23 protein-coding genes are annotated in these 25142 nt (G+C 67.5%); 8 read left to right on the top strand and 15 right to left on the bottom strand.

Features of this window, described 5'->3' with window-relative positions; all coding sequences use genetic code 11:
• Window positions 1-28: 28 nt before the first annotated feature.
• Window positions 29-331, bottom strand: a complete 303-nt coding sequence (locus AC1DQK_RS05080; protein WP_477868065.1) for a YggT family protein — start codon at window positions 329-331, stop codon at window positions 29-31.
• Between the two features lie 326 nt (window positions 332-657).
• The gene (gene argB / locus AC1DQK_RS05075; protein ID WP_477868063.1) at window positions 658-1563 is read right to left on the bottom strand and encodes an acetylglutamate kinase; all 906 of its coding nucleotides are present in this window, start codon (window positions 1561-1563) and stop codon (window positions 658-660) included.
• Window positions 1564-1764: 201 nt separating this feature from the next.
• Between argB and AC1DQK_RS05070 the strand changes: the two genes are divergently transcribed.
• On the top strand, window positions 1765-3027 hold the full coding sequence (locus tag AC1DQK_RS05070; protein WP_477868061.1) for a NupC/NupG family nucleoside CNT transporter: 1263 nt from the start codon (window positions 1765-1767) through the stop codon (window positions 3025-3027).
• 13 nt (window positions 3028-3040) lie between these two features.
• Here AC1DQK_RS05070 and rpoN read toward each other — a convergent pair whose 3' ends face one another.
• From rpoN to AC1DQK_RS05040, 6 genes are all read right to left on the bottom strand, one after another.
• Window positions 3041-4579 (bottom strand): RNA polymerase factor sigma-54, encoded by a 1539-nt coding sequence (gene rpoN / locus AC1DQK_RS05065; RefSeq protein ID WP_477868059.1) that lies wholly within the window; start codon window positions 4577-4579, stop codon window positions 3041-3043.
• Window positions 4580-4592: 13 nt separating this feature from the next.
• Window positions 4593-5369 (bottom strand): LPS export ABC transporter ATP-binding protein, encoded by a 777-nt coding sequence (lptB, locus tag AC1DQK_RS05060; protein WP_477868057.1) that lies wholly within the window; start codon window positions 5367-5369, stop codon window positions 4593-4595.
• 165 nt (window positions 5370-5534) lie between these two features.
• A complete protein-coding gene (locus AC1DQK_RS05055) occupies window positions 5535-6539 on the bottom strand; it encodes a threonine aldolase family protein (RefSeq protein ID WP_477868055.1) in 1005 nt (334 codons plus the stop codon).
• Window positions 6540-6579: 40 nt separating this feature from the next.
• A complete protein-coding gene (locus AC1DQK_RS05050; RefSeq protein WP_477868053.1) occupies window positions 6580-6885 on the bottom strand; it encodes a hypothetical protein in 306 nt (101 codons plus the stop codon).
• A 79-nt stretch (window positions 6886-6964) separates the two neighbouring features.
• Window positions 6965-8359: a hypothetical protein gene (locus AC1DQK_RS05045; RefSeq protein WP_477868051.1), complete on the bottom strand. Its 1395-nt coding sequence runs from the start codon at window positions 8357-8359 to the stop codon at window positions 6965-6967.
• Window positions 8343-11687: a glycosyltransferase gene (locus AC1DQK_RS05040; RefSeq protein WP_477868049.1), complete on the bottom strand. Its 3345-nt coding sequence runs from the start codon at window positions 11685-11687 to the stop codon at window positions 8343-8345. The genes AC1DQK_RS05045 and AC1DQK_RS05040 overlap by 17 nt, the downstream gene beginning before the upstream one ends.
• Before the next feature lie 94 nt (window positions 11688-11781).
• Here AC1DQK_RS05040 and AC1DQK_RS05035 point away from each other — a divergent pair, with 94 nt between their 5' ends.
• Window positions 11782-12030, top strand: coding sequence for a hypothetical protein (locus tag AC1DQK_RS05035; RefSeq protein ID WP_477868047.1), 249 nt, complete (start codon window positions 11782-11784; stop codon window positions 12028-12030).
• Between the two features lie 102 nt (window positions 12031-12132).
• Here AC1DQK_RS05035 and AC1DQK_RS05030 read toward each other — a convergent pair whose 3' ends face one another.
• The 7 genes from AC1DQK_RS05030 to hisG all read right to left on the bottom strand — a co-directional run bounded on the left by AC1DQK_RS05030 (window position 12133) and on the right by hisG (window position 19201).
• Window positions 12133-12588, bottom strand: coding sequence for a hypothetical protein (locus tag AC1DQK_RS05030; protein ID WP_477868045.1), 456 nt, complete (start codon window positions 12586-12588; stop codon window positions 12133-12135).
• A 204-nt stretch (window positions 12589-12792) separates the two neighbouring features.
• The gene (locus AC1DQK_RS05025) at window positions 12793-14892 is read right to left on the bottom strand and encodes a sodium-translocating pyrophosphatase (RefSeq protein ID WP_477868043.1); all 2100 of its coding nucleotides are present in this window, start codon (window positions 14890-14892) and stop codon (window positions 12793-12795) included.
• Window positions 14893-15026: 134 nt separating this feature from the next.
• A complete protein-coding gene (thiL, locus tag AC1DQK_RS05020; RefSeq protein ID WP_477868041.1) occupies window positions 15027-15956 on the bottom strand; it encodes a thiamine-phosphate kinase in 930 nt (309 codons plus the stop codon).
• 50 nt (window positions 15957-16006) lie between these two features.
• Window positions 16007-16786 (bottom strand): sulfite exporter TauE/SafE family protein, encoded by a 780-nt coding sequence (locus AC1DQK_RS05015; protein WP_477868039.1) that lies wholly within the window; start codon window positions 16784-16786, stop codon window positions 16007-16009.
• Window positions 16783-17238 (bottom strand): transcription antitermination factor NusB, encoded by a 456-nt coding sequence (gene nusB, locus AC1DQK_RS05010; protein WP_477868037.1) that lies wholly within the window; start codon window positions 17236-17238, stop codon window positions 16783-16785. Before nusB ends, AC1DQK_RS05015 begins: the two co-directional genes overlap by 4 nt.
• A 3-nt stretch (window positions 17239-17241) precedes the next feature.
• Window positions 17242-18534 carry a histidinol dehydrogenase gene (gene hisD, locus AC1DQK_RS05005; RefSeq protein WP_477868035.1) on the bottom strand — a complete coding sequence of 431 codons (1293 nt, stop codon included), beginning with the start codon at window positions 18532-18534 and terminating at the stop codon, window positions 17242-17244.
• Window positions 18515-19201 carry an ATP phosphoribosyltransferase gene (gene hisG, locus AC1DQK_RS05000; protein WP_477869230.1) on the bottom strand — a complete coding sequence of 229 codons (687 nt, stop codon included), beginning with the start codon at window positions 19199-19201 and terminating at the stop codon, window positions 18515-18517. The genes hisD and hisG overlap by 20 nt, the downstream gene beginning before the upstream one ends.
• Before the next feature lie 336 nt (window positions 19202-19537).
• On the opposite strand from hisG, the gene AC1DQK_RS04995 reads away from it, so the two are divergent.
• From AC1DQK_RS04995 to AC1DQK_RS04970, 6 genes are all read left to right on the top strand, one after another.
• Window positions 19538-19960 (top strand): SUF system Fe-S cluster assembly regulator, encoded by a 423-nt coding sequence (locus tag AC1DQK_RS04995; protein ID WP_477868033.1) that lies wholly within the window; start codon window positions 19538-19540, stop codon window positions 19958-19960.
• Window positions 19957-21438 (top strand): Fe-S cluster assembly protein SufB, encoded by a 1482-nt coding sequence (sufB, locus tag AC1DQK_RS04990; RefSeq protein WP_477868031.1) that lies wholly within the window; start codon window positions 19957-19959, stop codon window positions 21436-21438. Before AC1DQK_RS04995 ends, sufB begins: the two co-directional genes overlap by 4 nt.
• A gap of 207 nt (window positions 21439-21645) precedes the next feature.
• Window positions 21646-22389: a Fe-S cluster assembly ATPase SufC gene (gene sufC, locus AC1DQK_RS04985; RefSeq protein ID WP_477868029.1), complete on the top strand. Its 744-nt coding sequence runs from the start codon at window positions 21646-21648 to the stop codon at window positions 22387-22389.
• Window positions 22386-23462: a SufB/SufD family protein gene (locus tag AC1DQK_RS04980; RefSeq protein ID WP_477868027.1), complete on the top strand. Its 1077-nt coding sequence runs from the start codon at window positions 22386-22388 to the stop codon at window positions 23460-23462. Before sufC ends, AC1DQK_RS04980 begins: the two co-directional genes overlap by 4 nt.
• The gene (locus AC1DQK_RS04975; protein WP_477868025.1) at window positions 23459-24649 is read left to right on the top strand and encodes a cysteine desulfurase; all 1191 of its coding nucleotides are present in this window, start codon (window positions 23459-23461) and stop codon (window positions 24647-24649) included. Before AC1DQK_RS04980 ends, AC1DQK_RS04975 begins: the two co-directional genes overlap by 4 nt.
• Before the next feature lie 26 nt (window positions 24650-24675).
• Entirely contained in the window at window positions 24676-25134 is a 459-nt protein-coding gene (locus AC1DQK_RS04970; RefSeq protein ID WP_477868023.1) for an SUF system Fe-S cluster assembly protein, read from the top strand.
• Window positions 25135-25142: the final 8 nt, after the last annotated feature.

Here is a 25142-nt window from a genome sequence, read left to right as displayed (position 1 = left end):
ACGCCGTCGGCAACGATGCTCCAGGCGCTCAGACGCCCGCCATCATCACCGATGCTTTGGCGTGGCCGATCACCATCTGCAGGATGATGATCAGCAGCAGCGCCACCAGCGGCGACAGGTCGAGCGCGCCGAAATCGGGCATGATCCGGCGGATCGGCCGGTAGATCGGCTCGGTGATCTTGTCGAGCGCGTAGAGCAGCTGGCGGACGAAGTCGTTATAGGTGTTGATCACGTTGAACGCGACCAGCCACGACATGATCGCCTGGATGATGATGATCCAGCGCAGCACGCTCAGCAGCAGGTCGACGATCTGCAGGAGGAGGAGAAGCATCTAAAGCCCTTCGAGAGTGTCGCGGCCGGATGTAGTGGCGCAGATCGCCGCGGGCAATGACGTGACCGTATCAATCGGCACGCCGTGCCGACTGAGTCTGTGTTCGCCCTCAAACGCCGGGCGCAGCACATCCGTGCTGCTTGGCTTCCTCGCAATAAGCTCGGGCGGCCGTTCGGCCTTGCGGAGCCCCGTCGGGCTCCGACGATGAGCCCGGCCTCGGAACGCGCCAGTGTTCCGCAAGGCCGAACGGCCGCCGCGCCTTATTGGCGCGAAGCCAAGGCAGGCGGATGCCTGCCGCCCGGCGTTTGAGGGCACAACAAAAAAACTTACCCTATCCGCACCAGCGTGCCGGCACCGCGGCGGGTGAAGGCTTCGATCAGCATCGCGTGCGGCACCTGGCCGTCGAGGATGACGGCAGCATCGACGCCGCCTTCCACCGCGTCGACGCAGGTTTCCAGCTTGGGGATCATGCCGCCCGATATCGTGCCGTCGATGCGGAGCGCGCCGATCTGCTCGGGCGTCAGGTCGCGGATCAGCTGTTTTTCCTTGTCGAGCACGCCGGGCACGTCGGTGAGCAGGAACAGCCGCGCCGCGCCCAGCGCGATCGCGATCGCACCGGCCATCGTATCGGCGTTGACATTGTAGGTGTGGCCGTCCTCGCCGATCGCGATCGGGGCGATGACCGGGATCATGCCGGCCTTGGAGATGGTGTCGATCACCCGCCGGTCGATATCCGCGGGCTCGCCGACGAAGCCGAGATCGACGGGTTCCTCGGCACTGGTGTCGGGGTTGATCCGGGTGCGGCGGACCTTCTCGGCCACCACCATGCGGCCGTCCTTGCCCGACATGCCGACCGCGCGGCCGCCGGCATGCGCGATCCAGGAGACGATCTCCTTGTTGATCGATCCGCACAGCACCATTTCGGCGATCCTGGCGGTCTCGGCATCGGTGACGCGCAGCCCGTCGATGAAGCTGCTCTCGACGCCCAGCGTCTTCAGCATCCTGCCGATCTGCGGCCCGCCGCCATGGACGACGACCGGATTGATCCCAACCGCCTTCAGCAGGACGATATCCTCCGCGAAGTCGTGCGCCAGCTCGGGATCGCCCATGGCGTGGCCGCCATATTTCACGACGAAAGTCTCGCCGGCATAGCGCTGCATATAGGGCAGCGCCTCGGTGAGGGTTTCGGCCTTGGCCAGGAGGATCGGATCGGGGCTGTAGTCTGTCGGCATGCGCGGCCCTTAGCCGAGGTCCGTGGCGTTAGAAAGGCTATCGTCGCGCCGGCCATCGCGCGGCCGGGGGCGCATCCGGCCGCCGCCCGATCGCCAGGAGAGAATGGACAGGCCCCAGGCAGCGGCAAAAGCAGCGCTTGACCGCTGGACACCGCACGCCAAGGTGCGGCGTCAGCCCTCTGCACCGCGAGATGCCCCCGCATGACCAAATTGCTGACCGGCGTCGCCGGCATCGCGCTCATCCTGCTGGTGGCGGTGGCGCTGTCGTCGGACCGCAAGGCGATCCGCCTGCGCGTTGTGGGGGCCGCCTTCGCCTTGCAGGCAGGCATCGCCGTGCTCGCGCTCTACGTCCCCTGGGGCCGGGCGGCGCTGGCCTGGCTCTCCGGCGGCGTGTCGAGCCTGCTCGGCTATGCCCAGGCCGGCACCGATTTCCTGTTCGGCTCGATCGCGAGTCCTGCGATCGGCGGCACCAGCTTCGCGATCGCGGCGCTGCCGGTGATCATCTTCTTCGCGGCGCTGGTGTCGATCCTCTATTATCTCGGCGTCATGCAGTTCGTGATCCGCTGGGTCGGCGGCACGATCGAGGCGGTCATCGGCGTCTCCAGGATCGAATCGCTTTGCGCGGCGGCGAACATCTTCGTCGGCCAGAGCGAATCTCCGCTGGTGATCCGCCCCTATCTCGCGGAACTTAGGCCGCACCAGATGTTCGCGGTGATGACATCGGGCATGGCCGGCGTCGCGGGCACCATATTGGCGGCCTATGCCGCGATGGGAATCAGCATCGACCTGCTGCTCGCCGCCAGCTTCATGTCGGCGCCCGGCGCGCTGCTGATGGCGAAGATCATCATGCCCGATCCCCGCACAGTCGAGGGCGAACTGCCGCTCGGCGACGCGCCCGAGGACGAAGTGATCGCGGTCGCCGAAGCGCACGAGGCCGGTGCACGGCCTGAAAACATCATCATGGCCGCCTCGCTCGGCGCGCAGACCGGGGTGAGGATCGCGGTCTCGGTCGGCGCGATGGTGCTCGCCTTCGTCGCGCTGGTGGCGCTGGCGAACGGCATGCTCGGTGCGGTCGGCGGCTGGTTCGGCTTTCCGCAGGCCAGCTTCCAGCAGTTGCTCGGCCTGCTGTTCGCGCCGGTGATGGTCCTGCTCAACATCCCCTGGGATCAGGCGCAGGTCGCCGGCGGGCTGTTCGGCGAGAAGGTCGCGCTCAACGAGTTCGTCGCCTATATCCACCTCGGCCAGATCAGGGCGACGCTCAGCCCCCACAGCGTCGCGGTGGTCACCTTCGCGCTGTGCGGCTTCGCCAATTTCTCGTCGATCGCCATCCAGATGGCGTCCGCCGGCAGCCTCGCGCCCAACCAGCGACCGACCATCGCCCGGCTGGGAATCAAGGCGCTGGTGGCGGGCAGCCTGGCGAACCTGATGTCGGCGGCGTTGGCCGGGCTGCTGATCCCGATGTGACCGCCGCGGCCTGCTACGCCGCCTTCATCGCCCGCTGGCGCCTGCGCTGCACCGACGATCCCAGTCCGATCGCCTCGCGATATTTGGCCACCGTCCGCCGGGCCAGGTCGAAGCCCTTGTCCTTGAGCAGGTCGACCAGCTTGTCGTCGGACAATATGTCGTCGCCTTCGACGGCGATCAGCTTGGCGATCTGGCTTTTCACCGCCTCGGCCGAGACATTGTCGCCGCCGTCCGACGCGGCGACGCCGCTCGTGAAGAAATATTTGAGCTCGTGGAGCCCGCGCTCGCACATCAGATATTTGTTCGAGGTGACGCGGCTGATCGTCGATTCGTGCATGCCGATCGCGTCGGCCACCGCCTTGAGGGTCAAGGGGCGGAGATGCTCGACGCCGTGGAGGAAGAACGCCTCCTGCTGCTTCACGATCTCGCTGGCGACCTTGACGATCGTGCGGGCGCGCTGGTCGAGCGCCTTGACCAGCCAATTGGCCGAGGCGAGGCATTCGCTGAGCCATGCCTTGCTGCCCTTGTCCTGCGCCCCGCTCGACAATTCGGTATAATAAGCGCGGTTGACGAGCAGCCGGGGCAAGGTCGCGCCATTGAGCTCGATCGCCCAGCCGGTGCCCGTGCGCGCGATGAAGATATCGGGCGTCACCGGCGCCGGCGGCTCGCCGCCGAAGCGCAGCCCCGGCTTGGGATCGTAATTGCGGAGCTCGCGGATCATGTCCGCCATGTCCTCCTCGTCCACCCCGCAGAGCCGGCGCAGCTGCGGGATCGCGCCGCGCGCGAGCAGGTCGAGATTGTCGATCAGCTTCGCCATCGCCGGATCGTAGCGGTCGGCCTCCCGGGCCTGGATGGCGATACATTCGGCCAGCGACCGCGCGCCGACCCCGCTGGGATCGAGCGTCTGGATCACCCCGAGCACGCGCTCGACATGGAACAGCGGCACGTCCAGCTGGCGGGCGAGCTCGGCGGTGTCGCCCTCGAAATAGCCGGCCTCGTCGATCAGGTCGATCAGCTGCGCGGCGATGACCATATCCGATCCCGGCAGCAACTCGCCGGCCTGGGCGGTGAGATGATCGCGCAGCGACAGCGTCGCGGTGGCATAGTCGTCGAGATCGGGCGCTTCGGCCGATCCGCTGGCGTCGCCTTCGAGGCCGAGCCCGCCATCCATGCCGCGCATCGAATCGGCGGCGCTGTCATGGTGGAAGGTCTCCGCCGCATAGTCGACGTCCAGCGGGGCATCGGCCACGGCATCGCCGGCCTCGATCAGCCGGTCGGCAGTCGGGCCGTCATATCCCTCGCCATCGCCGATTCCCTCATCTTCGAAGCCAGCACCGTCGTCGGAACGGTCGTCGGCGTCCCGCTCGGATGGTTCGTTCGCGCCGCTCTCCAGCAGCGGGTTCTTCTCGATCTCCTCGGCGATGAAAGCTTCGACCTCGAGATTGGAGAGCGCCAGCAGCTTGATCGCCTGCTGGAGCTGCGGCGTCATGACCAGCGACTGGCTTTGCCGGAGATCGAGGCGYGGGCCGGTACCGCTCGGTTTCAATTTCATTGAAACCATGGCGTCAGAGCGAGAAACCTTCGCCCAGATATAGACGCCGGACGTTGGGATCGGCCACCAGGGCTGCCGGGCTGCCCTGGAACAGCACCTTGCCGTCATAGATGATGCAGGCGCGATCGACGATGTCGAGCGTTTCGCGAACATTGTGATCGGTGATCAACACACCGATGTCGCGGCGCTTCAGGTCGCGCACCAGCTCGCGGATGTCGGAGATCGAAATCGGGTCGATGCCGGCAAAAGGTTCGTCGAGCAGCATGATCGACGGATCGGCGGCCAGCGCGCGGGCGATCTCGCAGCGGCGGCGCTCGCCGCCCGACAGCGCCATCGCCGGCGAATCGCGCAGATGGGTCAGGTGGAACTCCCTGAGCAGCTCCTCCAGCCGCTCGCCGCGCTGCGCCCTGTCGGGTTCGACCAGCTCGAGCACCGCGAGCAGGTTCTGCGCGACGGTGAGGCCGCGGAAGATCGAGGTTTCCTGCGGCAGATAACCGAGCCCCAGGATAGCCCGCCGATACATCGGCAGGGTGGTGATGTCGTCGCCATCGAGCAGGATACGACCGGCGTCGGGCTTCACCAGACCCATCACCGAATAGAAGCATGTCGTCTTGCCGGCGCCGTTCGGGCCGAGCAGCCCGACGACTTCGCCCCGCGCGACATCGAGCGAAATATCCGACAGCACCTGGCGCTTGTCGTAGGTCTTGGCGATGGACACGACCGACAGGCCGCGTGCGACACTGGCCGCTTCGGGGCCGGTCGGACGCTGGAGCGTGGCGGTGTCGTTCATGCAGGCTTGTCCTGTCGGCGCGGTGAAGGTCGCCCTGATTAGCGAAAGCCGATGGTCAAGGAAACTGGCAAGCTTCGTGCATGACGTCTAACCGGGCGGTAAGCCGGCTGAAAAGCCGGCACGAGCCGCCGCGCCGCTGCGGCCGACAGCGTGCGGGAGCCGCGATCAGGTCAGCGCCATGATCGCCGCGGCCAGCGCGTCGACTTCGCCCGCAGGCTGGTCCCAGCTGCACACCAGCCGGGCGACGCCGGGCGTCCAGTCGTAGAATTCGAAGCCCTGTGCCCGCAACGACTCGGCCTCGGCCGCCGTCAGCCGCAGGAATATTTCATTGGCCTCCACCGAGTGCAGCAGCCGGCCGCGCGCGGCGTTGGCGATGTGCGCGGCGGCGGCATTGGCAGCGCGGGCGTTGCGCAGCCAGACGCCGCCATCGAGCATCGCCAATATCTGTGCCGCGGCGAAACGGCCCTTCGACAGCAGGTGCCCGGCGCGCTTGCGGCGATACCGCGTCGCCTGGGCAAGCTCCGGCCGGAAGAACAGCAGCGCCTCGGCCGACATGCCACCATTTTTGATGAAGCCGAAGCTCAGCGCATCGACCCCGGCCCGCCAGGTGAGATCGGCCGGCGAGCAGCCGAGCGTCGCGACGGCGTTCGCGAAACGGGCACCGTCCATATGCAGGCCGAGCCCGCGCCGCTTCGCCGCTTCGCCGATCGCGGCGACCTCGTCGGGCGTGTAGACCAGCCCATATTCGGTGGCGTTGGTGATCGACACCGCCGCCGGCTGGGTCTGGTGGACATCGTTGCGGACAGAGGCGGCGAGAGCCTCCAGGCCCGCCGGATCGAGCTTCGCGCCCACGCCGCTTGCCAGCATCAGCTTGGCCCCGCCGGTGTAGAATTCGGGTGCGCCGCATTCGTCGGCCTGGATATGGGCGTCCGCATGGCAGATCACCGCCTGGTGCGACTGTACCATCGCCGCGAGCGCCAGGGCATTCGCGGCCGTTCCGCTGGACACCCACAGCGCCGCGACCTGGGTGCCGAACAGATCCGAGAAAGCGCCATCGAGCGACGCGCTCAGCGCATCACCGTCATAGGCGGTATCGGGCGAATTGGCGCGGCCGAGCGCCGCCATGACTTCGGGGCAGACGCTGGCGGCATTATCGGAGAAGAAGCGCATCGGCGAATTGCAGATGCCGCGTCGGCGAAGTCAATGGCTATCAGGCCGCATCCTGCGTGTGGCCGAGCTGCGGCGGCGGCACCGCCCCCATGCGCTCTCCGCCATCGAACAGTCCGTCGAGCCGGCGCCGCAACGTCCGCTCATATTCGGCGCGCTCCACGCAGCTGGGCCGCGACAGCATGAGGTCGCCGCAAATGGCATCCTTGATCCGCCCGACCGCGGCCGCGTCGAGGACGCCGACGGCCTTGAGCTCCACCGCCAGCTGCACCAGCCCGACGGCGGTCGCCTGCGCGCGGAAGCCGAGCAGGTCGACGGTTTCGCGAAGCTTTCGCCTTTCATTGTCCACGATCCGATCCTCTCCATTCCTGTCACGAACCGACGGGATCGCCAGCCGTTCACGCTGCTTCGCTATACCGCAATCGGCCTCAGCCGCTAACCCCCAGCAAGGCCATGGTCTCCATCAGCATTGCGGCGATGGCGGGCGCGACGGCCACGAGCCGGCGGCCTGCCCCGAGCGCCGCCCGCTCGGGCAGCGCGATGGCCAGCCCGATGATGACGGCCAGCATCGTCCACAGATTATAGCGGAGGTCGGGTGCGACGCTGATCAGCGCATAGGCACCGCCATAGCAGAGCGCCGAGGCGGCAAGCGCCGCGACGATGCGCCGGCTGGGCAGGCCCGGCGCGGCGATCATCAGGCCGAGCGCGACCGCGAGCCAGGTGGCCGGGCGGCCCAGCGGCGACCAGGCCAGCCACATCGAGGCCTTCACGATGGTGCGGGTCGCGCCGTTCGGGGTGAAGCGGAGCCCCAGTTCGTTGGGCTGGCTCATCAGGTAGACCGCGTCGCCCGGCACCTCGCGGAGCAGGAAGCGCCAGTTCCAGTCGAGATGGGCGAGCCGGTGCCGGGCATAGGCGGCGCGCGAGGCGATCACGGCGTTGAGCCAGATGCCGATCGGGCTGTCGCCGGTGCGCGAGACATGCTCGGCCAGGCTGTCCTCGGCCATGGTGCAGCCGGGCTCATCGCCGCCGCCATAGAGCCGCGGGGTATAGCAATGCGCCGTGGCGGCGCGGGCCTGCGCGTCGCTTAGCCCCGGATAGCCATTGCCGCCGCCCTGCGCGACGATCCCCGCGAGATCGAAATTGATCAGCGAATAGAGCGGATGCGAATGGCTGGGCCTCAGCATGGCCTCGTTGATCGCCCAGTTGCTCGCCAGCAGCAGCGCCAGCGACGCCGTCGCGGCGGCGGACAGACGCAGCGGACTCGCCGTCCACCGCGCCGGCAGCACGAGCAGCAGCAATGGCAGCGCCGCGAACAGCGCGTTGATGCGCGTCGCCGCGGCGATCAGGATCAACGGCACCGCAACCGCCGCCAGCCATGCCGGCCCGCCCGCCGCGCGGCGGACCAGCAATGCCGCCGCCATCAGCATCAGGCACGCCATCAGCGGATCCTTCAGGATCGCGCCGACCTGTCCGAACGGGATCGGCAGCAGCGCGAGCAGGATCGGCAGCACCGCCGCGCGCCAGCCATGGCGCGCACGCAGGCTGTCCGCGATCAGCCCGATCGCCCCCCAGTAGAGCGCGACGTCGAGCAGCAGGAACGGCGCCCCGCCGGGTCCGAGCCGGAGCAGCTGCCGCCATAGCCAGGCGGTGACCGGCGGGTGCCAGTCGTCGTAACGCCCGCTCAGCGCCTGGCCGTACTGGACGACACTATCGGGCGTTATGACGCCCCAGTGGAAGGCGTAGAGCTGGACCAGGGCAAGCGCGATGCAAAGCAGGGCGAGTGCGGCGCGCGGATGCCGCTCGACCTCAGCTCTGGGTGACACGTCCCGACCGTTCCAGCTTGCCCCAGCCGACCCGCGGCCCGCGCATCGCCTGGGCGAGCGCCTTGAGCACGACATAATACATGATCTGGCGATAGCCGATGCGCTGCGGCACGAGCAGCCACAGCAGCCGCCACCGTTCGCGCCGCTCCAGGGCAAAGGCCACGAAGCCGGCGAGCAGGTCGATCGCGGTGAAGACCAGCCAATAGGTCAGCATCTTGTCGATGTCGGTGCTGCTCTGCGCCCAGCCATGCGCCTCCACCTCGAACCAGGTGGCGACCAGGCTGAGCAACAGCGCAAGATCGATGACGGGCGATATCGCGGCCAGCATGATCTGGAACAATATCGCCTGGGGCAGGCCGATCCGGGCCAGCCCGCGCGGCCGTCCGCTGGCCAGCACCGCACGGTGCTTCCACAGGCATTGCAGCGTGCCGAAGGCCCAGCGGAAGCGCTGCTTGGCGAGCGCGCGGACGCTTTCCGGAGCCTCAGTCCAGGCAACCGCATATTGATCATAATGGATCTTCCAGCCGGCGCGCTGGATGGCGATGGTGAGATCCTGGTCCTCGGCCAGCGTGTCGGGGGGATAGCCGCCGACGCCGCGGATCGCCGCCAGCCGCCAGGCGCCGACCGCGCCGGGCACCACCGTCATCGCATCGAGCCGCGCCAGCGCCCGCCGCTCCAGATTCTGCGCGGTGATATATTCGAGCGCCTGCCAGCGGGTGACCAGGTTGACGCGGTTGCCGACCTTGGCATTGCCCGCGACCGCGCCCAGCCGCTCGTCGCCGAACCAGCGCGCCAGCCGGGCGATGGTGGTGGGTTCGAACTGGGTATCGGCGTCGAGCGCGATGACGATCTCGCCGCGCACCAGTTCAAGCGCGCGGTTGAGCGCGCGCGCCTTGCCGCCATTCTCCAGGGTCAGCAGCCGCACCCGCGGTTCGTCGGCGAACGCCTCGCGGACCACCGCGCTGGTGCGGTCCCTCGAGCCGTCGTCGATCACGATGATTTCGATCTCCACCTCGCTGCTGTCGAGCACGCGGCGGACCGAGCGTTCGATCACCCGCTCCTCATTATAGGCGGGGATCAGCACGGTGACGAAGCGGCCGGGATCGATCGGCGGAAACACGGTGCGCGATTCGCGCCGGGCCTGGACCAGCGCCAGCCCGGACAGCAGCACGGCGCGTGCGATGCCGAGGCTGATCGCGACCAGGAAGATCCACCGGATCGCGATCGTCATTCCGCCGAGCGTGCTGAACAGGGCGAGATCGGTCTCCGCCGCGAGACGGTCGCTCTTCGAGATCGGCGGGTTGACCTGAAGCGCCGGAAGCCCGGCCAGTTCGGACACCGGCACGAAGCGAAAGCCCCGGGCGCGAAGCTCATGGATCAGCAGCGGCAGCGCCGCCACGGTCTGCGAGCGATCGCCGCCGGCATCGTGGAGCAGCACGATCTGGGTGGAGAAGTCGGGATTGCCGCCCTCGACCCCGTCGATGGTGCCCTGGACGATCTGCGCCACGCCGGGCCGCTTCCAGTCATCGGGATCGACATGCAGGCCGACCGACAGATAGCCGCGCCGCTGCGCTTCGGCGACGGGGGTGATCTCGTCGGCGGTGGTCGGTTCGGCGTCGCCAAAATAGGGCGCACGGAAAAGCCGCAGCGACCGCCCGGTATAGGCCTGGAACAGCCGCTGATTGGCATTGAGCTCCAGCGCGGTCTGTGCCGGCGTCGCGTCGGCCAGGTTGGGATGGGTATAGGTGTGGCTGCCGACCTCGTGCCCTTCGGCGATCTCGCGTTCGAGCAGGGCGCGCTGGGTCAGCGCATTCTCGCCGACGACGAAGAAGGTGGCGGGCACCTTTTCGGCTTTGAGGATATCGAGGATCCGGGGCGTCCAGACCGGATCGGGACCATCGTCGAAGGTCAGCGCGACGAGGCCGGGACGATAGCCGGTGCGCTGGATCTGATAGGGGCTGGGCAGCCGATCGAACCGCACATTGGTGATCGCGCCCTGCCGGTCGGTGGCGACATGGCGATAGCCGGGCACCGGCACCGCACCAATCCGCAGGATCTCGCCCGAGCCCTCGATGTCGACATTGGTACCGGCCGGAATCGCCTCGATCGCACTCGCCTCGGGCAGGCCGCGCTTGCGCCCGAACATCGTCCAGATCGACGGATCCTCGGTCCCGAGCCGCCACAGCGCCACCGATTGCAGGCCGAGCGTGCGGAGCGTGGTGAGCTCGCCGTGCATGGCGGCGGCATCGAGCAGCCAGATGTCGTGGCGGACGCCGCCCTCCACATAGGCCAGGCTGCTGTTGCCGCTCTGCGGATCATAGTGGGGCGCCACGCCGCTTTCGCGCGCCGTCAGCCAGGCGTCCTCGACGGAATGGGCGATGGTGTCGCCGCCCTTCTCCCAGTCATAGGCATAGGAGCCGAGCGCCACGACCACCTTCTCCGGCGGCAGGCCGCGCACCGCCCGCGCCACCGAATCGGCAAACCAGGCGCGCGAGGCGATCGGCCCTGGATCGCCTGGCTCCGAATGCTCGTCATAGGCCATCAGGAACAGCCGGTCGGCCACCTTCGCATAGGCCCGAAGATCCCAGTCGGAATCGGCGACCGGCACCGCGATGGCGATGGTCATGCCGGGCAGGCGCGCGCGCGCCTGCCGCAGGAAGGCGAGATAGGTCCGGTGCGCGTCGGGCGGCAGCTCCTCGAAATCGAAGAATATCCCGCTGGCCTGATTCGCGGCGAGCAGCTGCGCAACCCTGTCGAGCGTGGCGCGGGTCTGCGCCGGGTCGCGCAGCAGAGCGGCTATGCCCGGCCCGTCCCAGGCGCCGTCGAGCGCGTTCTGGACCATCGGCATCAGCCTGGGCCGGTGCTGGGCATTGCTGATGATCGCCTTGCCGCGCGGGTCGGCGAAGCTCGTCACCTTGTGATCGGCACCGGTGATCGAGATCCAGCCCGGGATCAGCCAGTCGATATCGTCGACATGGCGGGCCAGCGAGGCAGCCGAGGCGTCGTCCCAGGGCGCGTGAAAGGCATAGGTCGTCGGCGGCAGCCCCTGCGCGGGCCGCCCGCGCTCGATCAGATGGCGGAAATCGCGCCACATATCCTTGATCGGGCGGGCGCTGGTCTTGACCAGCGCGTGATCATGGCCGGCCAGCGGCGCGATATCGGGCCGCTCGACCTCGAACGGCAGCGGCGGCTGCGGCTCCACCTCGACGATCGACCCGAAGAAGGCGGCGATCGACAGCAGGACGAGCAGGACGAAGGCGATCAGCGCCAGCGCGAAGCGCCGCCGCCGCCGTCCGGAGGCATCGAAGAAGATCGGCTGGTCGTGCATGCTGCCAAGGTCCGTCGCACCGGGTTCTGGAACGCACCCGCAACACGCGGGTTAGAGGCCCTTCATGCGCCAATGACAAGAGGATGCTTTCGCTATGCTGACTGCCGCGCTGCAATGGTACGGCGCGGTCGCGGGCGCCATCGCCGCGCTCCTCGTCTCGCTCGATCTCGGCCGCCGCTGGACCGGCATCGCCTTCGTGATCTTCGTGACCTCGTCGATCGCCCTGATCGCCTGGGGATTCCTCAAGCCCGACGCGGAGGGGATCGGCACCCAGAACATCGTCCTGCTGGTGATCAACCTGATCGGCGTCTACCGCTACCTGATCAGGAAGAAGGCCCCGTGAAACCCCTCTCCCTCAGGGGAGAGGGAGGGGCCCGCCGCGCAGCGGTGGGAGGGTGAGGGCGCGGGGGAACTGCATACGCAAGGGAATGGCTGTGTTGGGTTGCTAGCGAACGCTCATGTCAGACGTGCAATCGAACCAATCGGTCGCACTTCCACCGGGCATTCCATACTGGACTACTGCGAGATATTTGCCACGAAGATTGCGGTATTGTTTATCCCGCGCTGGGGAGAACGTCACGAGCTGTCCAGCATCCAGCATCAAGGCCAGTTGACGATAATCATGGTTTGGCACCCGTTCGTGCTGCCAGATGATCTTGCCAGCGAAGTTCGGCACATCTTGGCCCTCGAAGACATTGCTTGTTGCGAATGTTTTTGCAGAAAGATTGAAAACGTATTTGAGCGGAAACTTGCCGAAGCGACTAACTTCGCAGCGCGCGTCTTCAGTGCAGAGTAGCCGGGATGTTCCGATGCACGTAATGGCTGACGGCCAGTCAGAGACAGGTTGGGCTGTGGCCGTGCTGCCTAGACAGGCGATGATGATCGCTATTCGGCAGGACATGCCATTGATCCTACCGTCTCAGCTAACGTCCGCAACTGGTCGACTTCGTTCATTCCTGTCGATGCATTTGCGCCTGACATATCGTGCCCTCACCCTCCCACGCCTTCGGCGCGGACCCCTCCCTCTCCCCAAGTGGGAGAGGGAATGAAAAAGCCCGTCCGGATCGCTCCGGACGGGCCTCTTTCAACCGATTGCCGCTTCCGATCACATCGCGTGGGCGAGTGCCGCGAGCAGCAGCAGGGCGACGATGTTGGTGATCTTGATCATCGGGTTGACCGCGGGGCCGGCCGTGTCCTTGTAGGGATCGCCGACGGTGTCGCCGGTCACGGCCGCCTTATGGGCTTCCGATCCCTTGCCGCCATGATTGCCGTCCTCGATATATTTCTTGGCATTGTCCCATGCGCCGCCGCCCGAGGTCATCGAGATGGCGACGAACAGGCCGGAGACGATCACGCCCAGCAGCAACGCGCCCAGCGCCGCGAAGCCGTTGGCCTGACCCGCGACCTGGCTGATCACGAAATAGACCAGGATCGGCGCGAGCACCGGCAGCAGGGACGGGACGATCATCTCCTTGATCGCCGCCTTGGTGACGAGATCGACGGTGCGGGCATAGTTGGGACGGCTGGTACCGGCCATGATGCCCGGATTGTCCCGGAACTGCGCGCGCACCTCCTCGACCACCGCACCGGCCGCACGGCCGACCGCAGTCATGCCGAACGCCCCGAAGATATAGGGCAGCAGCGCGCCCAGCAGCAGGCCCACGATGACGTAGGGATTGCTGAGCGAGAAGTTGACCGCCAGGTTCGGGAAATAATGCGTCAGATCAGTGGTGTAGCAGCCGAACAGCACCAGCGCGGCAAGGCCTGCCGAACCGATGGCATAGCCCTTGGTCACCGCCTTGGTGGTGTTGCCGACCGCATCGAGCGCGTCGGTCTTGACGCGCACGCTGTCGTCGAGCCCGGCCATCTCGGCGATGCCGCCGGCATTGTCGGTGACCGGGCCATAGGCGTCGAGGGCGACGACCATGCCGGCCAGCGCCAGCATCGCGGTCGCGCCGAAGGCGATGCCGATCAGGCCCGCCAGCTGATAGGCGACGACGATGCCGACGCAGATCACCAGCGTCGGCAGCGCGGTCGACTCGAGGCTGACCGCCAGGCCCTGGATGACGTTGGTGCCATGGCCGGTCTCGGACGCCCTGGCGATCGAGCGGACCGGGCGATAGTTGGTGCCGGTATAATATTCGGTGATCCACACCAGCAGCCCGGTGACCGCCAGGCCGACGAGCGCCGAATAGAAGATGTTGATGATCGGGAAGCTGGTATCGCCGACCCCGACCGCGCTGGTCATGTCGCCGAGCACCCAGTCGGTGGCGAAGTAGATCGCCGGAACCGACAGGATCGCGGTGGTCCAGAAGCCCTTGTAGAGCGCGCCCATGATCGACTGGCTCGAACCGAGGCGGACCATATAGGTGCCGATGATCGAGGTGACGATACAGACGCCGCCGATCAGCAGCGGCAGCGACATCAGCTTGCCGATCCAAGCCGCGTCGCCGGTGACGAGCAGCGCGATCAGCACCATCGTCGCACCGACGGTGACGACATAGGTTTCGAACAGGTCGGCCGCCATGCCGGCGCAGTCGCCGACATTGTCGCCGACATTGTCCGCGATGGTGGCTGGGTTGCGGGGGTCGTCCTCGGGAATGCCCGCTTCGACCTTGCCCACCAGATCGGCGCCGACGTCGGCCGCCTTGGTGAAGATGCCGCCGCCGAGGCGCGCGAAGATCGAGATCAGCGATGCGCCGAACGCCAGCGCTACCAGCGCGTCGATGACGACCCGGTCATTGGGGGCGTAGCCGCGCGGCCCGGTGAGATACCAGTAGAACACCGAGATCGCGAGAAGCGCGAGGCCGGCGACGAGCACACCGGTCACGGCACCGGCCCGGAAGGCGACGGTGAGGCCGCTCTGCAGGCTGGTCCGCGCCGCTTCGGCAGTACGGACATTGGCGCGCACCGAGATGTTCATGCCGACATAGCCGGCAGAACCGGAAAGCAGCGCGCCGATCACGAAACCGGTCGCCGAGGTCAGCCCGAGGAAATAGAAGACCAGCGCCGCGACGATCACGCCAACGATGGCTATGGTGCGATATTGCCGTCCGAGATAGGCTTGCGCGCCTTCCTGGATGGCTGCGGCGATGTCCTGCATCTTCTCATTGCCGGCCGATGCGGCCAGCACCTGACGGCTGGTGAACAGCCCGTATAATATGGCGAGCAGCCCGCAGCCGATCGCGACTTCTATGATGAGCATCCTGACTCCCTTCGCTCCGTTCGCGTTCGGATCGGGCTTTTCCGCCCTTTTTTGACCTCAAGACGCGTGGGCGTTCTGTATGTCCGGGATGTCGGCGCGCCGCAAGGCCCGTAATTCAGGCCTTCAGCTGCGGTTCAGCGATGCTCGTAACCGAGATGCGCGGGCAACGGCACCGCGCCATCGCGATCGCGGACGGCGAGCCCCGCCCCCGCCTCGAAACGGCCGATTTCGACCGCGACCGCCGCGGCGGCATCGCGATCACCCGGCGGGACGGCACAGAGCAGCTGATAATCGTCGCCCGCTATGGCTGCGGCGAGCCGCGCTGGGCGATCCTCGCCGAAGCCGCGCGCCTCCGCCGACAGGGGCAGCGCATCGAGATCGACCTCGACCGCAAGATTCGACGCGGCCGCCATGCGCTGCGCATCGATCAGCAGCCCGTCCGACACGTCGGCCATGGCATGGGCCAGACCGCCGAGCACCCGCCCCTCGACGAGCCGCGGCATCGGCAGCCGATAGGCCTTCAGCAGGCGGCGAGGGCCCTCGATCTCGCCCAGTGCAATGCGCAGGCCCAAGCCCGCATCGCCGATCGTGCCGGTGACGAACAGCAGGTCGCCCGGCTGCGCCCCTCGCCGGTCGGGCGCGCCGCCGGGCGCGACCTGCCCGATCGCGGTCAGCCCCAGCACGCGCGCATCGCCCGACGGCTGCGCGACCGTATCGCCGCCGAGCAGCGGCACGCCGAAATGCGTAAGCGCGCGGCCGAGCCCTTCGACGAACGCCGCATCCCAATCGTGCGCGCCGGTCAGGCCATAGCCCATCAGCACGCCGACCGGTTGGGCCGCCTTCGCCGCGAGATCCGACAGATTGACCGCAAGCAGCTTCCACGCGACGTCGCCGGGCGGGTCGCCGGGCAGGTAATGAACCCCCTCCACCAGCATGTCGTGGGTGAAGACGAGATCGCGGCCGATCGGCGCGGGCAACACCGCAGCGTCGTCCAGCAGCGCGCGCGCGCCAGGATGCGTGGCAAGGCCGCGCAGGGCATCGACCAGGCGCTTCTCGTCGCTCATCGCCATTCGTTCACGCCCGTTTCCGGGAGGGAAGCCCAGGTCGTGCCGGTTCAGGCGGCAAGCTGAACCGCCCCGTCCCACAGCAGCTTCGCCCCGAGCAGCACGGTGAGCCCGTATATGATCGTGTAGAAGCGCTCGCCATCGACCCTGCGCACCAGCCACACGCCCGCGAAGGTCGAGGCGGTCGCCACCGGCAGCAGCGCGGCCGAGGCGAGCAGGTTGGCGGTGGAGAACTGCCCGAGCGCGGCATAAGCGGGAACCTTGATCCAGTTCATCACCGCGAAGAATATCACGGTGGTGCCGACGAAGCTGTCGCGATCCAGCCGCTGCGGCATCACCCACAATTGATATGGCGGCGCGCCGGCATGCGCAATCTGGCTGCAAAGGCCCGAGCAGACCCCGCATATCGCGCCGATCCAGTCGGGCAGCCGATGCGACGGCGTCGCTTGCCCGCCACGCTCGACCCAAAGCCGCTGGAGTCCGAACAGGAAGGAAATCAGCCCCACCGCGACCAGCACCCAGGCTTCGGACAAGCTGGCGGCGAACCAGTAGCCCAGCCCGATGCCGATCACCGCCCCCGGCAGCATGACGACCATGATGCGCCGGTCCCAGCTGGCGCGGAACGACCAGACGCCTACCGCATCCTGGACGATGAGCAGCGGCAGCAGCACCGCGGCGGCCTGTACCGGCGGCACCGCCTGCGCCATCAGCGGAATGGCCAGCGTGCCGACCCCGATGAAGCCGCCCTTGCCGAGGCCCAGCAAGACGACGGCCGGTATCCCGAGCAGCCAGAAGAACGGGTCGTGGACGATCGCGGCGCCTTCGATCAAGCGCGCACGTCCCTCGCGATGCCGTCGAGCAGTCCGTTGACGAAGCCCTTTTCGCGGCGATCGTAGAAGGCGTCCGCGACATCGACATATTCGCTGATCACCGTCGCGGTCGGCACGTCTGGCCGGGCGATCAGCTCATAGGCGCCGACGCGCAATATCTGCCGCATCGGGCGGTCGAGCCGCTCGAGCGTCCAGCCGCTGGCAAGCCGGGCGGCAATCGCGGCGTCGATCTCGGCACGGCGGGCATCGACGCCCTTCACCAGATCGTCGAAGAAGCTGACTTCGGCCGCGGCATATTCGACATCCTCGATCGTCGCGCCCAGCCGGTGCTGGTGGAACTCGTCGAGCAGCGAAGCCAGCGGGGTCTGCTCCATCTCCTGCTGATAGAGCGCCTGCGCGGCGGCGAGCCGGGCGGCGCTGCGCGAGCGCGAGCGTTCGTTGATCTTGGTCATAATCTATCGTCCCAGTCGCGCGGCGACCGACGCCGCATGCGCGGGCAGTCCTTCCGCATTGGCGAGCGCAACCGCCGCCGGCCCGATGGCAGCAATGGCCGCCGGATCGAGCGCGATGAAGCTGGTGCGCTTCATGAAGTCGAGCACCGACAGGCCCGACGCGAAACGTGCGCGCCGCCCGGTCGGCAGCACATGGTTGGGCCCCGCGACATAATCGCCGACAGCCTCGGGCGCATGGCGGCCGAGAAACACCGAGCCGGCATGGCGGATGCGATCGAACAGGTCCTGCGGATCGGCAATCGCCAGTTCGAGATGCTCGGGCGCGAGCCGGTCTGACAGCGCGGGCACCTCGCCGAGGCTGGCGACGGTGACGATCGCGCCGTTGTCGGCCCAGCTGGCCCGTGCGGTCGCCTCGGTCTGGAGACGGCCGAGCTGCGCCTCCACCTCGACGGCGACGGCATCGGCGAAGGCGGCATCGTCGGTGATCAGGATCGACTGGCTGGTCGGATCATGCTCCGCCTGGCTCAGCAGGTCCGAGGCGATCCAGGCCGGATCATTGTCGCCGTCGGCGACGACGACGATTTCGGACGGGCCCGCCACCATGTCGATGCCGACCACGCCGTAAAGCTGGCGCTTGGCCTCGGCCACCCAGGCATTGCCGGGGCCAACGATCACATCCACCGGCCTGATTCGATCGGTGCCATAGGCAAGCGCCGCGATCGCCTGCGCACCGCCGATCCGCCAGACCTCGTCCACGCCCGCCAGCGCCGCCGCGGCGAGGACCAGCGGATTGACCGCGCCATCGGGGGTCGGCGTCACCATCACCAGCCGGTCGACGCCGGCGACCTTTGCGGGAATCGCGTTCATCAGCACCGACGAGGGATAGGCCGCCCGGCCGCCAGGCACATACAGCCCCGCCGCCTCGACCGCACCCCAGCGCGCACCCATCCGCACACCCGCAGCGTCGGTGCGCGCGCTGTCGGCAGGGCGCTGCTCGGCATGATAGGCGCGGATGCGTTCCGCCGCGAGGTCGAGCGCCGCTCGCAGTTCGGCATCCAGCCCCGCGAGCGCGGCGTCGCAGGCGGCACGATCGATCCGCCAGCCCGATGCGTCGAGATCGTGCCGGTCGAACCGGCGCGTATAGTCGGCGAGCGCAGCGTCGCCCTGCGCCCGCACCGCCGCGATGATCGCGGTCACGTCGCGCGAAACATCCTCGTCGGCCTCGCGCCGGCCCTCGACCAGCGCCGTGAACGCCGCCGCGAAGCCGGGATCGCGGCTATCGAGCCGAAGCGGCATCGGGGCCCACCCCCCTGGACTCGACGGCACGGCGGAATCCCTCGACCAGCGGCGCGATCTCGCCTGCGCGGGTTTTGAAGGCCGCGCGGTTGACGATCAGCCGCGACGAGACATCGGCGATCTTCTCCACCTCGGCGAGGCCATTGTCCTTGAGCGTGCGCCCGGTCGAAACCAGGTCGACGATCCGGCTCGACAGGCCGAGCACCGGGGCGATTTCCATCGCGCCGTTGAGCTTGACGCATTCGGCCTGCACGCCGCGCGCCTCGAAATGGCGGCGGGTGATGTTGGGATATTTGGTCGCCACGCGGACATGGCTCCACTCGCGGACATCGTCGCTCGCCGCCATTGCCACCGGTTCGGCGACCGAGATCCGGCAATGGCCGATATCCAGGTCGACCGGGGCGTAGAGCTCCGAATAGTCGAACTCCATCAGCACGTCCGAGCCGACGATCCCGAGCTGCGCGGCGCCGTGCGCGACGAAGGTCGCAACGTCGAACGCACGCACCCGGATCAGACCGATGTCGGCGCGGTTGGTGGCGAAGCGCAGCAGCCGGCTGTCCTCGTCACCGAACGCCGGCTCCGGCAGGATGCCGACCGCCGCGAACAGCGGCAGCACCTCCTTGAGGATGCGGCCCTTGGGAACGGCGATGATGATCTGCTCGGTCATATCGGCGCGGGCCATAGAGCAGCGCCGCCCGGCTGACAACGGAGCGCGCCCGCACCGTGCGATCTGCCGGTTCCGAAAATATGTCCGCGCGGGATTAAACCGGCGCCGCCGTTCGTTACCCCCGCAGCGTCCATCCCCCCGAAGGCAATGTACGCGATCGTGCCCCGGGTCGATCCGACCCGTAGCCCGAGATGTCCCGGTCGTGTTCGCCCAACGCGGCCGGGACATCGCGCCCGCGCTGGCGGCCTAATTGCGGGAAGCAGCCTTGACGCCGGGCCGTGCCGGGGCCATCTGCCCAATTGGACCGAATCAATCCGATTGAAAGTAGAACTTGTCATGCGCCTGTCCAGCCTAGCCGATTATGCGGTCGTGATGCTGTCCGCCGCCGCGCGTCACGCGCCGGGCGAGCGGCTCACGGCGACGCTGATCGCCGATGAAACCGGCGTGCCGCTGCCCACCGCGCAGAAGCTGATGGGCCGACTCGCGCAGGCGGGCCTTCTCGCCTCGGCGCGCGGCACCGGCGGCGGCGTCCGCCTCGCCCGCCCGGCAGCCGAGATCAGCCTGGCCGACATCGTCGAAGCCGTCGAGGGGCCGATCGCGATGACCGCCTGCGTCGACGACCATCGCCACGACTGCGGGCTCGAGGGCTCGTGCCTGGTCAAGCCGCACTGGGGCGTGGTCAACGACACGATTCGCGGCGCGCTCGGAGGGGTCAGCCTTGCAATGCTGTCGGGCAATTCTAGGGGAGTGTCGGCATGACCGACACTCGCACCGAAAAGAATCGCGCCGCGATCGACGCCGCCGACAAGGCCTCCAATTACGAATGGGGCTTCACCAGCGACATCGAGCAGGATTTCGCGCCGAAAGGCCTGTCCGAAGACACCGTGCGCTTCATCTCTGCCAAGAAGAACGAGCCCGAATGGATGCTCGACTGGCGACTCAAGGCCTATCGCCACTGGCTGACGATGACGCCGCCCGACTGGGCCAAGCTCGACGTGCCGCCGATCGATTATCAGGACGCCTATTATTATGCGGCGCCCAAGGCGAAGAAGGAGCTGGGCTCGCTCGACGAGGTCGATCCCGAGATCCTGCGCGTCTACGAGAAGCTCGGCATTCCGATCGAGGAGCAGAAGGTGCTCGCCGGCGTCGAGGGCGCGCGCAAGGTCGCCGTCGACGCGGTGTTCGATTCGGTTTCGGTCGCCACCACCTTCCGCGCCGAGCTCGAGCGGGCCGGCGTCATCTTCCGGTCGATCAGCGAGGCGATCCGCGAATATCCCGAGATGGTGCGCAAGTGGCTCGGCAAGGTCGTGCCGATGCACGACAATTATTTCGCGACGCTCAACTGCGCGGTCTTCTCCGACGGCACCTTCGTCTATATCCCCGAGGGCGTGCGCTGCCCGATGGAGCTGAGCACCTATTTCCGCATCAACGCGGAGAATACCGGCCAGTTCGAACGCACGCTGATCGTCGCCGACAAGGGCAGCCACGTCTCCTATCTGGAAGGCTGCACCGCGCCGATGCGCGACGAGAACCAGCTCCATGCCGCGGTGGTCGAGCTGGTCGCACTGGACGATGCCGAGATCAAATATTCGACCGTCCAGAACTGGTATCCGGGCGATGCCGAGGGCAAGGGCGGCATCTATAATTTCGTCACCAAGCGCGCGCTGTGCCAGGGCCGGAACAGCAAGGTCAGCTGGACCCAGGTCGAGACCGGCAGCGCGATCACCTGGAAATATCCGAGCTGCGTCCTTGCCGGCGAGAACAGCGTCGGCGAATTTTATTCGGTCGCGGTCACCAACAACCGCCAGCAGGCCGATACCGGCACCAAGATGATCCATCTGGGCAGGAACAGCCGCTCGACGATCGTCTCGAAGGGCATCTCGGCCGGCAAGAGCAACAACACCTATCGCGGGCTCGTGCGCGTCGGCCCGACCGCCGAGAATGCGCGCAACCACACCCAGTGCGATTCGCTGCTGCTGGGCGACAAATGCGGCGCGCACACCGTGCCCTATATCGAGGTGAGGAACCCCTCGGCACAGATCGAGCATGAGGCGACCACCTCGAAGATCAGCGACGACCAGCTGTTCTACGCGATGTCGCGCGGGCTCGACCAGGAAGCCTCGGTGGCGCTGATCGTCAACGGCTTCGCCAAGGAGGTGCTCCAGCAGCTCCCCATGGAGTTCGCGGTCGAGGCGCAGAAGCTGCTCGGGATAAGCCTGGAGGGCTCGGTTGGCTGAGCTTTCGCCTCGCGATCAGGATCGCCGCCTCGACTCCCCTCCCCTTCAGCGGAGGGGCTTGAGAAGGCCGTGCCGCACAAGCTGCTGGGGAGAAGCTGGAAGGGGTCGGTCGGATGACGGAAAAGGAAATTTCCGCCGCCATGTCGCTAATGCACAAAAGGCTCACCTTGTCTGAAGCCGAGGCAATTTACGGAAACGGTATCGTCAATGCTCAACATCAATAACCTCCACGCCGAAGTCGACGGCAAGCCGATCCTCAAGGGGCTGTCGCTGACGCTCAACCCGGGCGAGATCCATGCGATCATGGGGCCGAATGGCGCGGGCAAGTCGACGCTCAGTTACGTGCTGAGCGGGCGGCCCGGCTATGAGGTGACCGAGGGATCGGCGACCTTCGACGGCGTCGACCTGCTCGCGCTGGCGCCGCATGAGCGCGCCGCGGCCGGGCTGTTCCTGGGCTTCCAATATCCGGTCGAGATCCCCGGCGTCTCCAACGTGCAGTTCCTGCGCGAGGCGCTGAACGCCCAGCGGCGGCTGCGTGGCGAGGAACCGCTGTCCGGCGGCGATTTCCTCAAGCGCGCGCGGGCGCAGGCCGACGCGCTCGGGCTGAGCATGGACATGCTCAAGCGGCCGGTGAATGTCGGCTTCTCGGGCGGCGAGAAGAAGCGCAACGAGATGGTGCAGATGGGGATCATCGACCCCAGGCTGGCGATCCTCGACGAGACCGATTCTGGCCTCGACATCGATGCGCTGCGCACCATCGGCGGCGGCATCAACATGATCATGCGCAAGCCCGACAAGGCGGTGCTGCTGATCACCCATTATCAGCGCCTGCTCGACTATGTGAAACCTGACTTCGTCCATGTCCTCGCCGACGGCCGCATCGTCCGCACCGGCGGCCCCGAGCTCGCCCACGAACTCGAGCGCGAGGGTTACGGAGCGATCGCGGCGTGAGCCTGTCGCTCCCCTCTCCCCGCGAGGAAGCGTGGCGCTGGTCCGACCTGTCGGCGCTGCCTGGACTCGCCGCCGCCGCACCCGCCGCCGGCGCGCGCGATCTCGATGCACATTGGATCGGCGACGGCCCGCGCCTGCTGTTCGTCGACGGCAGGTTCGATGAGGCGCGCAGCCGCCCCGGCCCGATTGCCGTCGGCCCGACCGGAATCGGCTCCACGCATCCGCTGGCGGCGCTCGCCACTGGCTCTGGCTGGACGCTCGCCGTCCATGAGGACGGGGCCGAGGACCTGATCGAGATCGTCCATGTAGCGACCGGCGGCGCCAGCCACCTGCCCGCGCGCATCGTCATGGCCGAGGACGCGCAGGCGAGCATCGTCGAGACCTATGTCGGCGACGGCTGGGCCAACCGGCTCACCAGCATCGGGCTCGGCCGCTCGGCGCGGCTGATGCGGGCGATCCGTATTTCGCAATCGTCCGGCTTCACCTCGCTGCGCGACGAAGCGCGGCTGGACGCGGGGGCGAGCCTCGTCACCACCGTGCTCGGCACCGGTCAGGGCAGCAGCCGCATCGATGGTGCGATCCTGCTCGACGGACCGGGCGCCTATGCCGAGCATGGCGGCGCATTGCTCGCGCGCGACGAGCAGCGCCACGAAGCGGCGATTGTCGTCCGCCACGCCTGCGAAGAGGGCACCAGCCGGCAGTTGTGGCGCGCCGTCGCCGACGACAGGGCGACCGTCAGCATGGCGGCGCGGGTCGAGGTGGCGCGCGATGCGCAGAAGACCGATGGCGAGCAGAGCCTGCGCGGGCTGATGCTCAAGCGCACCGCGACCGTGAACCTGAAGCCCGAGCTCGAAATCTTCGCCGACGACGTGAAATGCGCCCATGGGGCGACCGTCGGCGAGCTCGACGAGCGCGCGCTGTTCTACATGATGTCGCGCGGGATCACGCCCGATCGCGCCCGCGCACTGCTGACCCAGGCGTTCATCGCCGACGCGATCTCGCGGATCGGCGAGCAGCGCGCGCGCGACATGTTCCAGGCCGACGCCGAGCGCTGGCTGGAGGGACGCGCATGAACGCGTGGACCCGGGATTTCCCCGCCATCCCCGAGGGCTGGCACTATCTCGACACCGCGGCAACCGCGCAGAAGCCGCAGGCGGTGATCGACGCGATCGACCAGGCCTATGGCCGCGATTATGCGACCGTGCATCGCGGCGTCTATCGCCGCTCCGCCGATATGACGATCGCCTATGAGGCGGCACGCCAGCGGGTCGCGCGCTTCCTCCACGCCCACAGCTCGGACGAAGTGGTGTTCGTCCGCGGCGCGACCGAGGCGATCAACCTCGTCGCGCAGACATGGGGCGTTGCCAATCTCCGCCCCGGCGACCGCATATTGCTGTCCAAGCTCGAGCATCATTCGAATATCGTCCCCTGGCAGCTGATCCAGGACCGCACCGGCGTGGCTATCGACGTCTGCCCGCTCACCGAGGACGGCCGGATCGACCTCGATGCGGCCCAACGCATGCTCACCGAGCGACACAAGCTGGTCGCCTTCGCGCATGTCTCCAACGTGCTCGGATCGCTGCTCGACGCAAAGCGCGCGACTGGGCTCGCGCATGCGGTCGGCGCGAAGATCCTGCTCGATGGGTGCCAGGCGGTGCCGCGGATCGCGGTCGACGTGCAGGCGATCGGCTGCGACTTCTACGCCTTTTCCGGTCACAAGCTTTATGGACCGACCGGTATCGGCGCGCTCTGGGCGAAGGGGGCGCTGCTGAACGCGATGCCACCCTGGCAGGGCGGCGGGTCGATGATCGACAAGGTGACGTTCGAGAAGACGAGCTGGGCGCCCGCGCCGCAGCGTTTCGAGGCGGGCACGCCCAACATCGTCGGCGCGCTCGGCCTCCATGCCGCGATGGATTATGTCGAGGCGATCGGCCTGCCGGTGATCCACGCCCACGAAGTGGCGCTGGTGACGCAAGCGCGCGACGCGCTGTCGGCGATCAACAGCGTGCGGCTGTTCGGACCGGAGGATGCCGCGGGCATCGTCTCCTTCGCGATCGAAGGGGTGCATCCGCACGACATCGGCACCATATTGGACGAGGAAGGGGTGGCGATCAGGGCCGGGCATCATTGCGCCCAGCCGCTGATGGAACACCTCGATATCCCCGCGACCGCGCGCGCGAGCTTCGGCATCTACAATGACGAGAGCGATGTTGCGGCGCTGGCGCGGGGAATCGAACGGGTGACGCGGATTTTCGGATGATGCCAGATAGCGAGCAAGGCGAACCAATGAACGAACCAGGCAAGATCGAGATCGAGGAGGTCACCGCCGTCGCGGCGCCGCCCAAGGCACGCGTCGATCTCGACGATGTGGGCCACAAGCCCGATTATCTCGAAGGCTTCCTGGCGCAAAAACCGGCGTCCGCGGGTGCAGGGGAGCCGGGCGGCGATCTCTACGAGGGCGTGATTGACGCGCTCAAGGAGATCTACGACCCCGAGATCCCGGTCAACATCTATGAGCTCGGGCTGATCTACGGCGTTGACGTCACCCCCGACAGCCATGTCGTGGTGACGATGACGCTGACCACGCCGCATTGTCCGGTGGCCGAATCGATGCCGGGCGAGGTCGAGCTGCGCGTCGGCGCGGTCCCGGGGGTCGGATCGGCCGAGGTCAACCTCGTCTGGGATCCGCCATGGGATCCGGCGAAGATGTCCGACGAGGCGAAGCTGGAACTTGGAATGTTGTAATCTACCCT

The organism is Rhizorhabdus sp. P4_G5 (assembly GCF_056401065.1).
Note: the sequence above shows the minus strand (reverse complement) of the source record. Positions and strands in the feature narration are given on the sequence as shown.

Coding starts and splice junctions, on each gene's coding strand:
- AC1DQK_RS05055 (WP_477868055.1), bottom strand. CDS start 6,539: ATGCGCTTCTTCTCCGATAATGCCGCCAGCGTCTGCCCCGAAGTCATG.
- hisG (WP_477869230.1), bottom strand. CDS start 19,201: ATGACCGAGCAGATCATCATCGCCGTTCCCAAGGGCCGCATCCTCAAG.
- argB (WP_477868063.1), bottom strand. CDS start 1,563: ATGCCGACAGACTACAGCCCCGATCCGATCCTCCTGGCCAAGGCCGAA.
- AC1DQK_RS05030 (WP_477868045.1), bottom strand. CDS start 12,588: ATGTCCTGCCGAATAGCGATCATCATCGCCTGTCTAGGCAGCACGGCC.
- thiL (WP_477868041.1), bottom strand. CDS start 15,956: ATGAGCGACGAGAAGCGCCTGGTCGATGCCCTGCGCGGCCTTGCCACG.
- sufC (WP_477868029.1), top strand. CDS start 21,646: ATGCTCAACATCAATAACCTCCACGCCGAAGTCGACGGCAAGCCGATC.
- AC1DQK_RS05035 (WP_477868047.1), top strand. CDS start 11,782: ATGCTGACTGCCGCGCTGCAATGGTACGGCGCGGTCGCGGGCGCCATC.
- lptB (WP_477868057.1), bottom strand. CDS start 5,369: ATGAACGACACCGCCACGCTCCAGCGTCCGACCGGCCCCGAAGCGGCC.
- hisD (WP_477868035.1), bottom strand. CDS start 18,534: ATGCCGCTTCGGCTCGATAGCCGCGATCCCGGCTTCGCGGCGGCGTTC.
- AC1DQK_RS04995 (WP_477868033.1), top strand. CDS start 19,538: ATGCGCCTGTCCAGCCTAGCCGATTATGCGGTCGTGATGCTGTCCGCC.
- AC1DQK_RS04970 (WP_477868023.1), top strand. CDS start 24,676: ATGAACGAACCAGGCAAGATCGAGATCGAGGAGGTCACCGCCGTCGCG.
- nusB (WP_477868037.1), bottom strand. CDS start 17,238: ATGACCAAGATCAACGAACGCTCGCGCTCGCGCAGCGCCGCCCGGCTC.
- sufB (WP_477868031.1), top strand. CDS start 19,957: ATGACCGACACTCGCACCGAAAAGAATCGCGCCGCGATCGACGCCGCC.
- AC1DQK_RS05080 (WP_477868065.1), bottom strand. CDS start 331: ATGCTTCTCCTCCTCCTGCAGATCGTCGACCTGCTGCTGAGCGTGCTG.
- AC1DQK_RS05070 (WP_477868061.1), top strand. CDS start 1,765: ATGACCAAATTGCTGACCGGCGTCGCCGGCATCGCGCTCATCCTGCTG.
- AC1DQK_RS05040 (WP_477868049.1), bottom strand. CDS start 11,687: ATGCACGACCAGCCGATCTTCTTCGATGCCTCCGGACGGCGGCGGCGG.
- AC1DQK_RS05025 (WP_477868043.1), bottom strand. CDS start 14,892: ATGCTCATCATAGAAGTCGCGATCGGCTGCGGGCTGCTCGCCATATTA.
- AC1DQK_RS04975 (WP_477868025.1), top strand. CDS start 23,459: ATGAACGCGTGGACCCGGGATTTCCCCGCCATCCCCGAGGGCTGGCAC.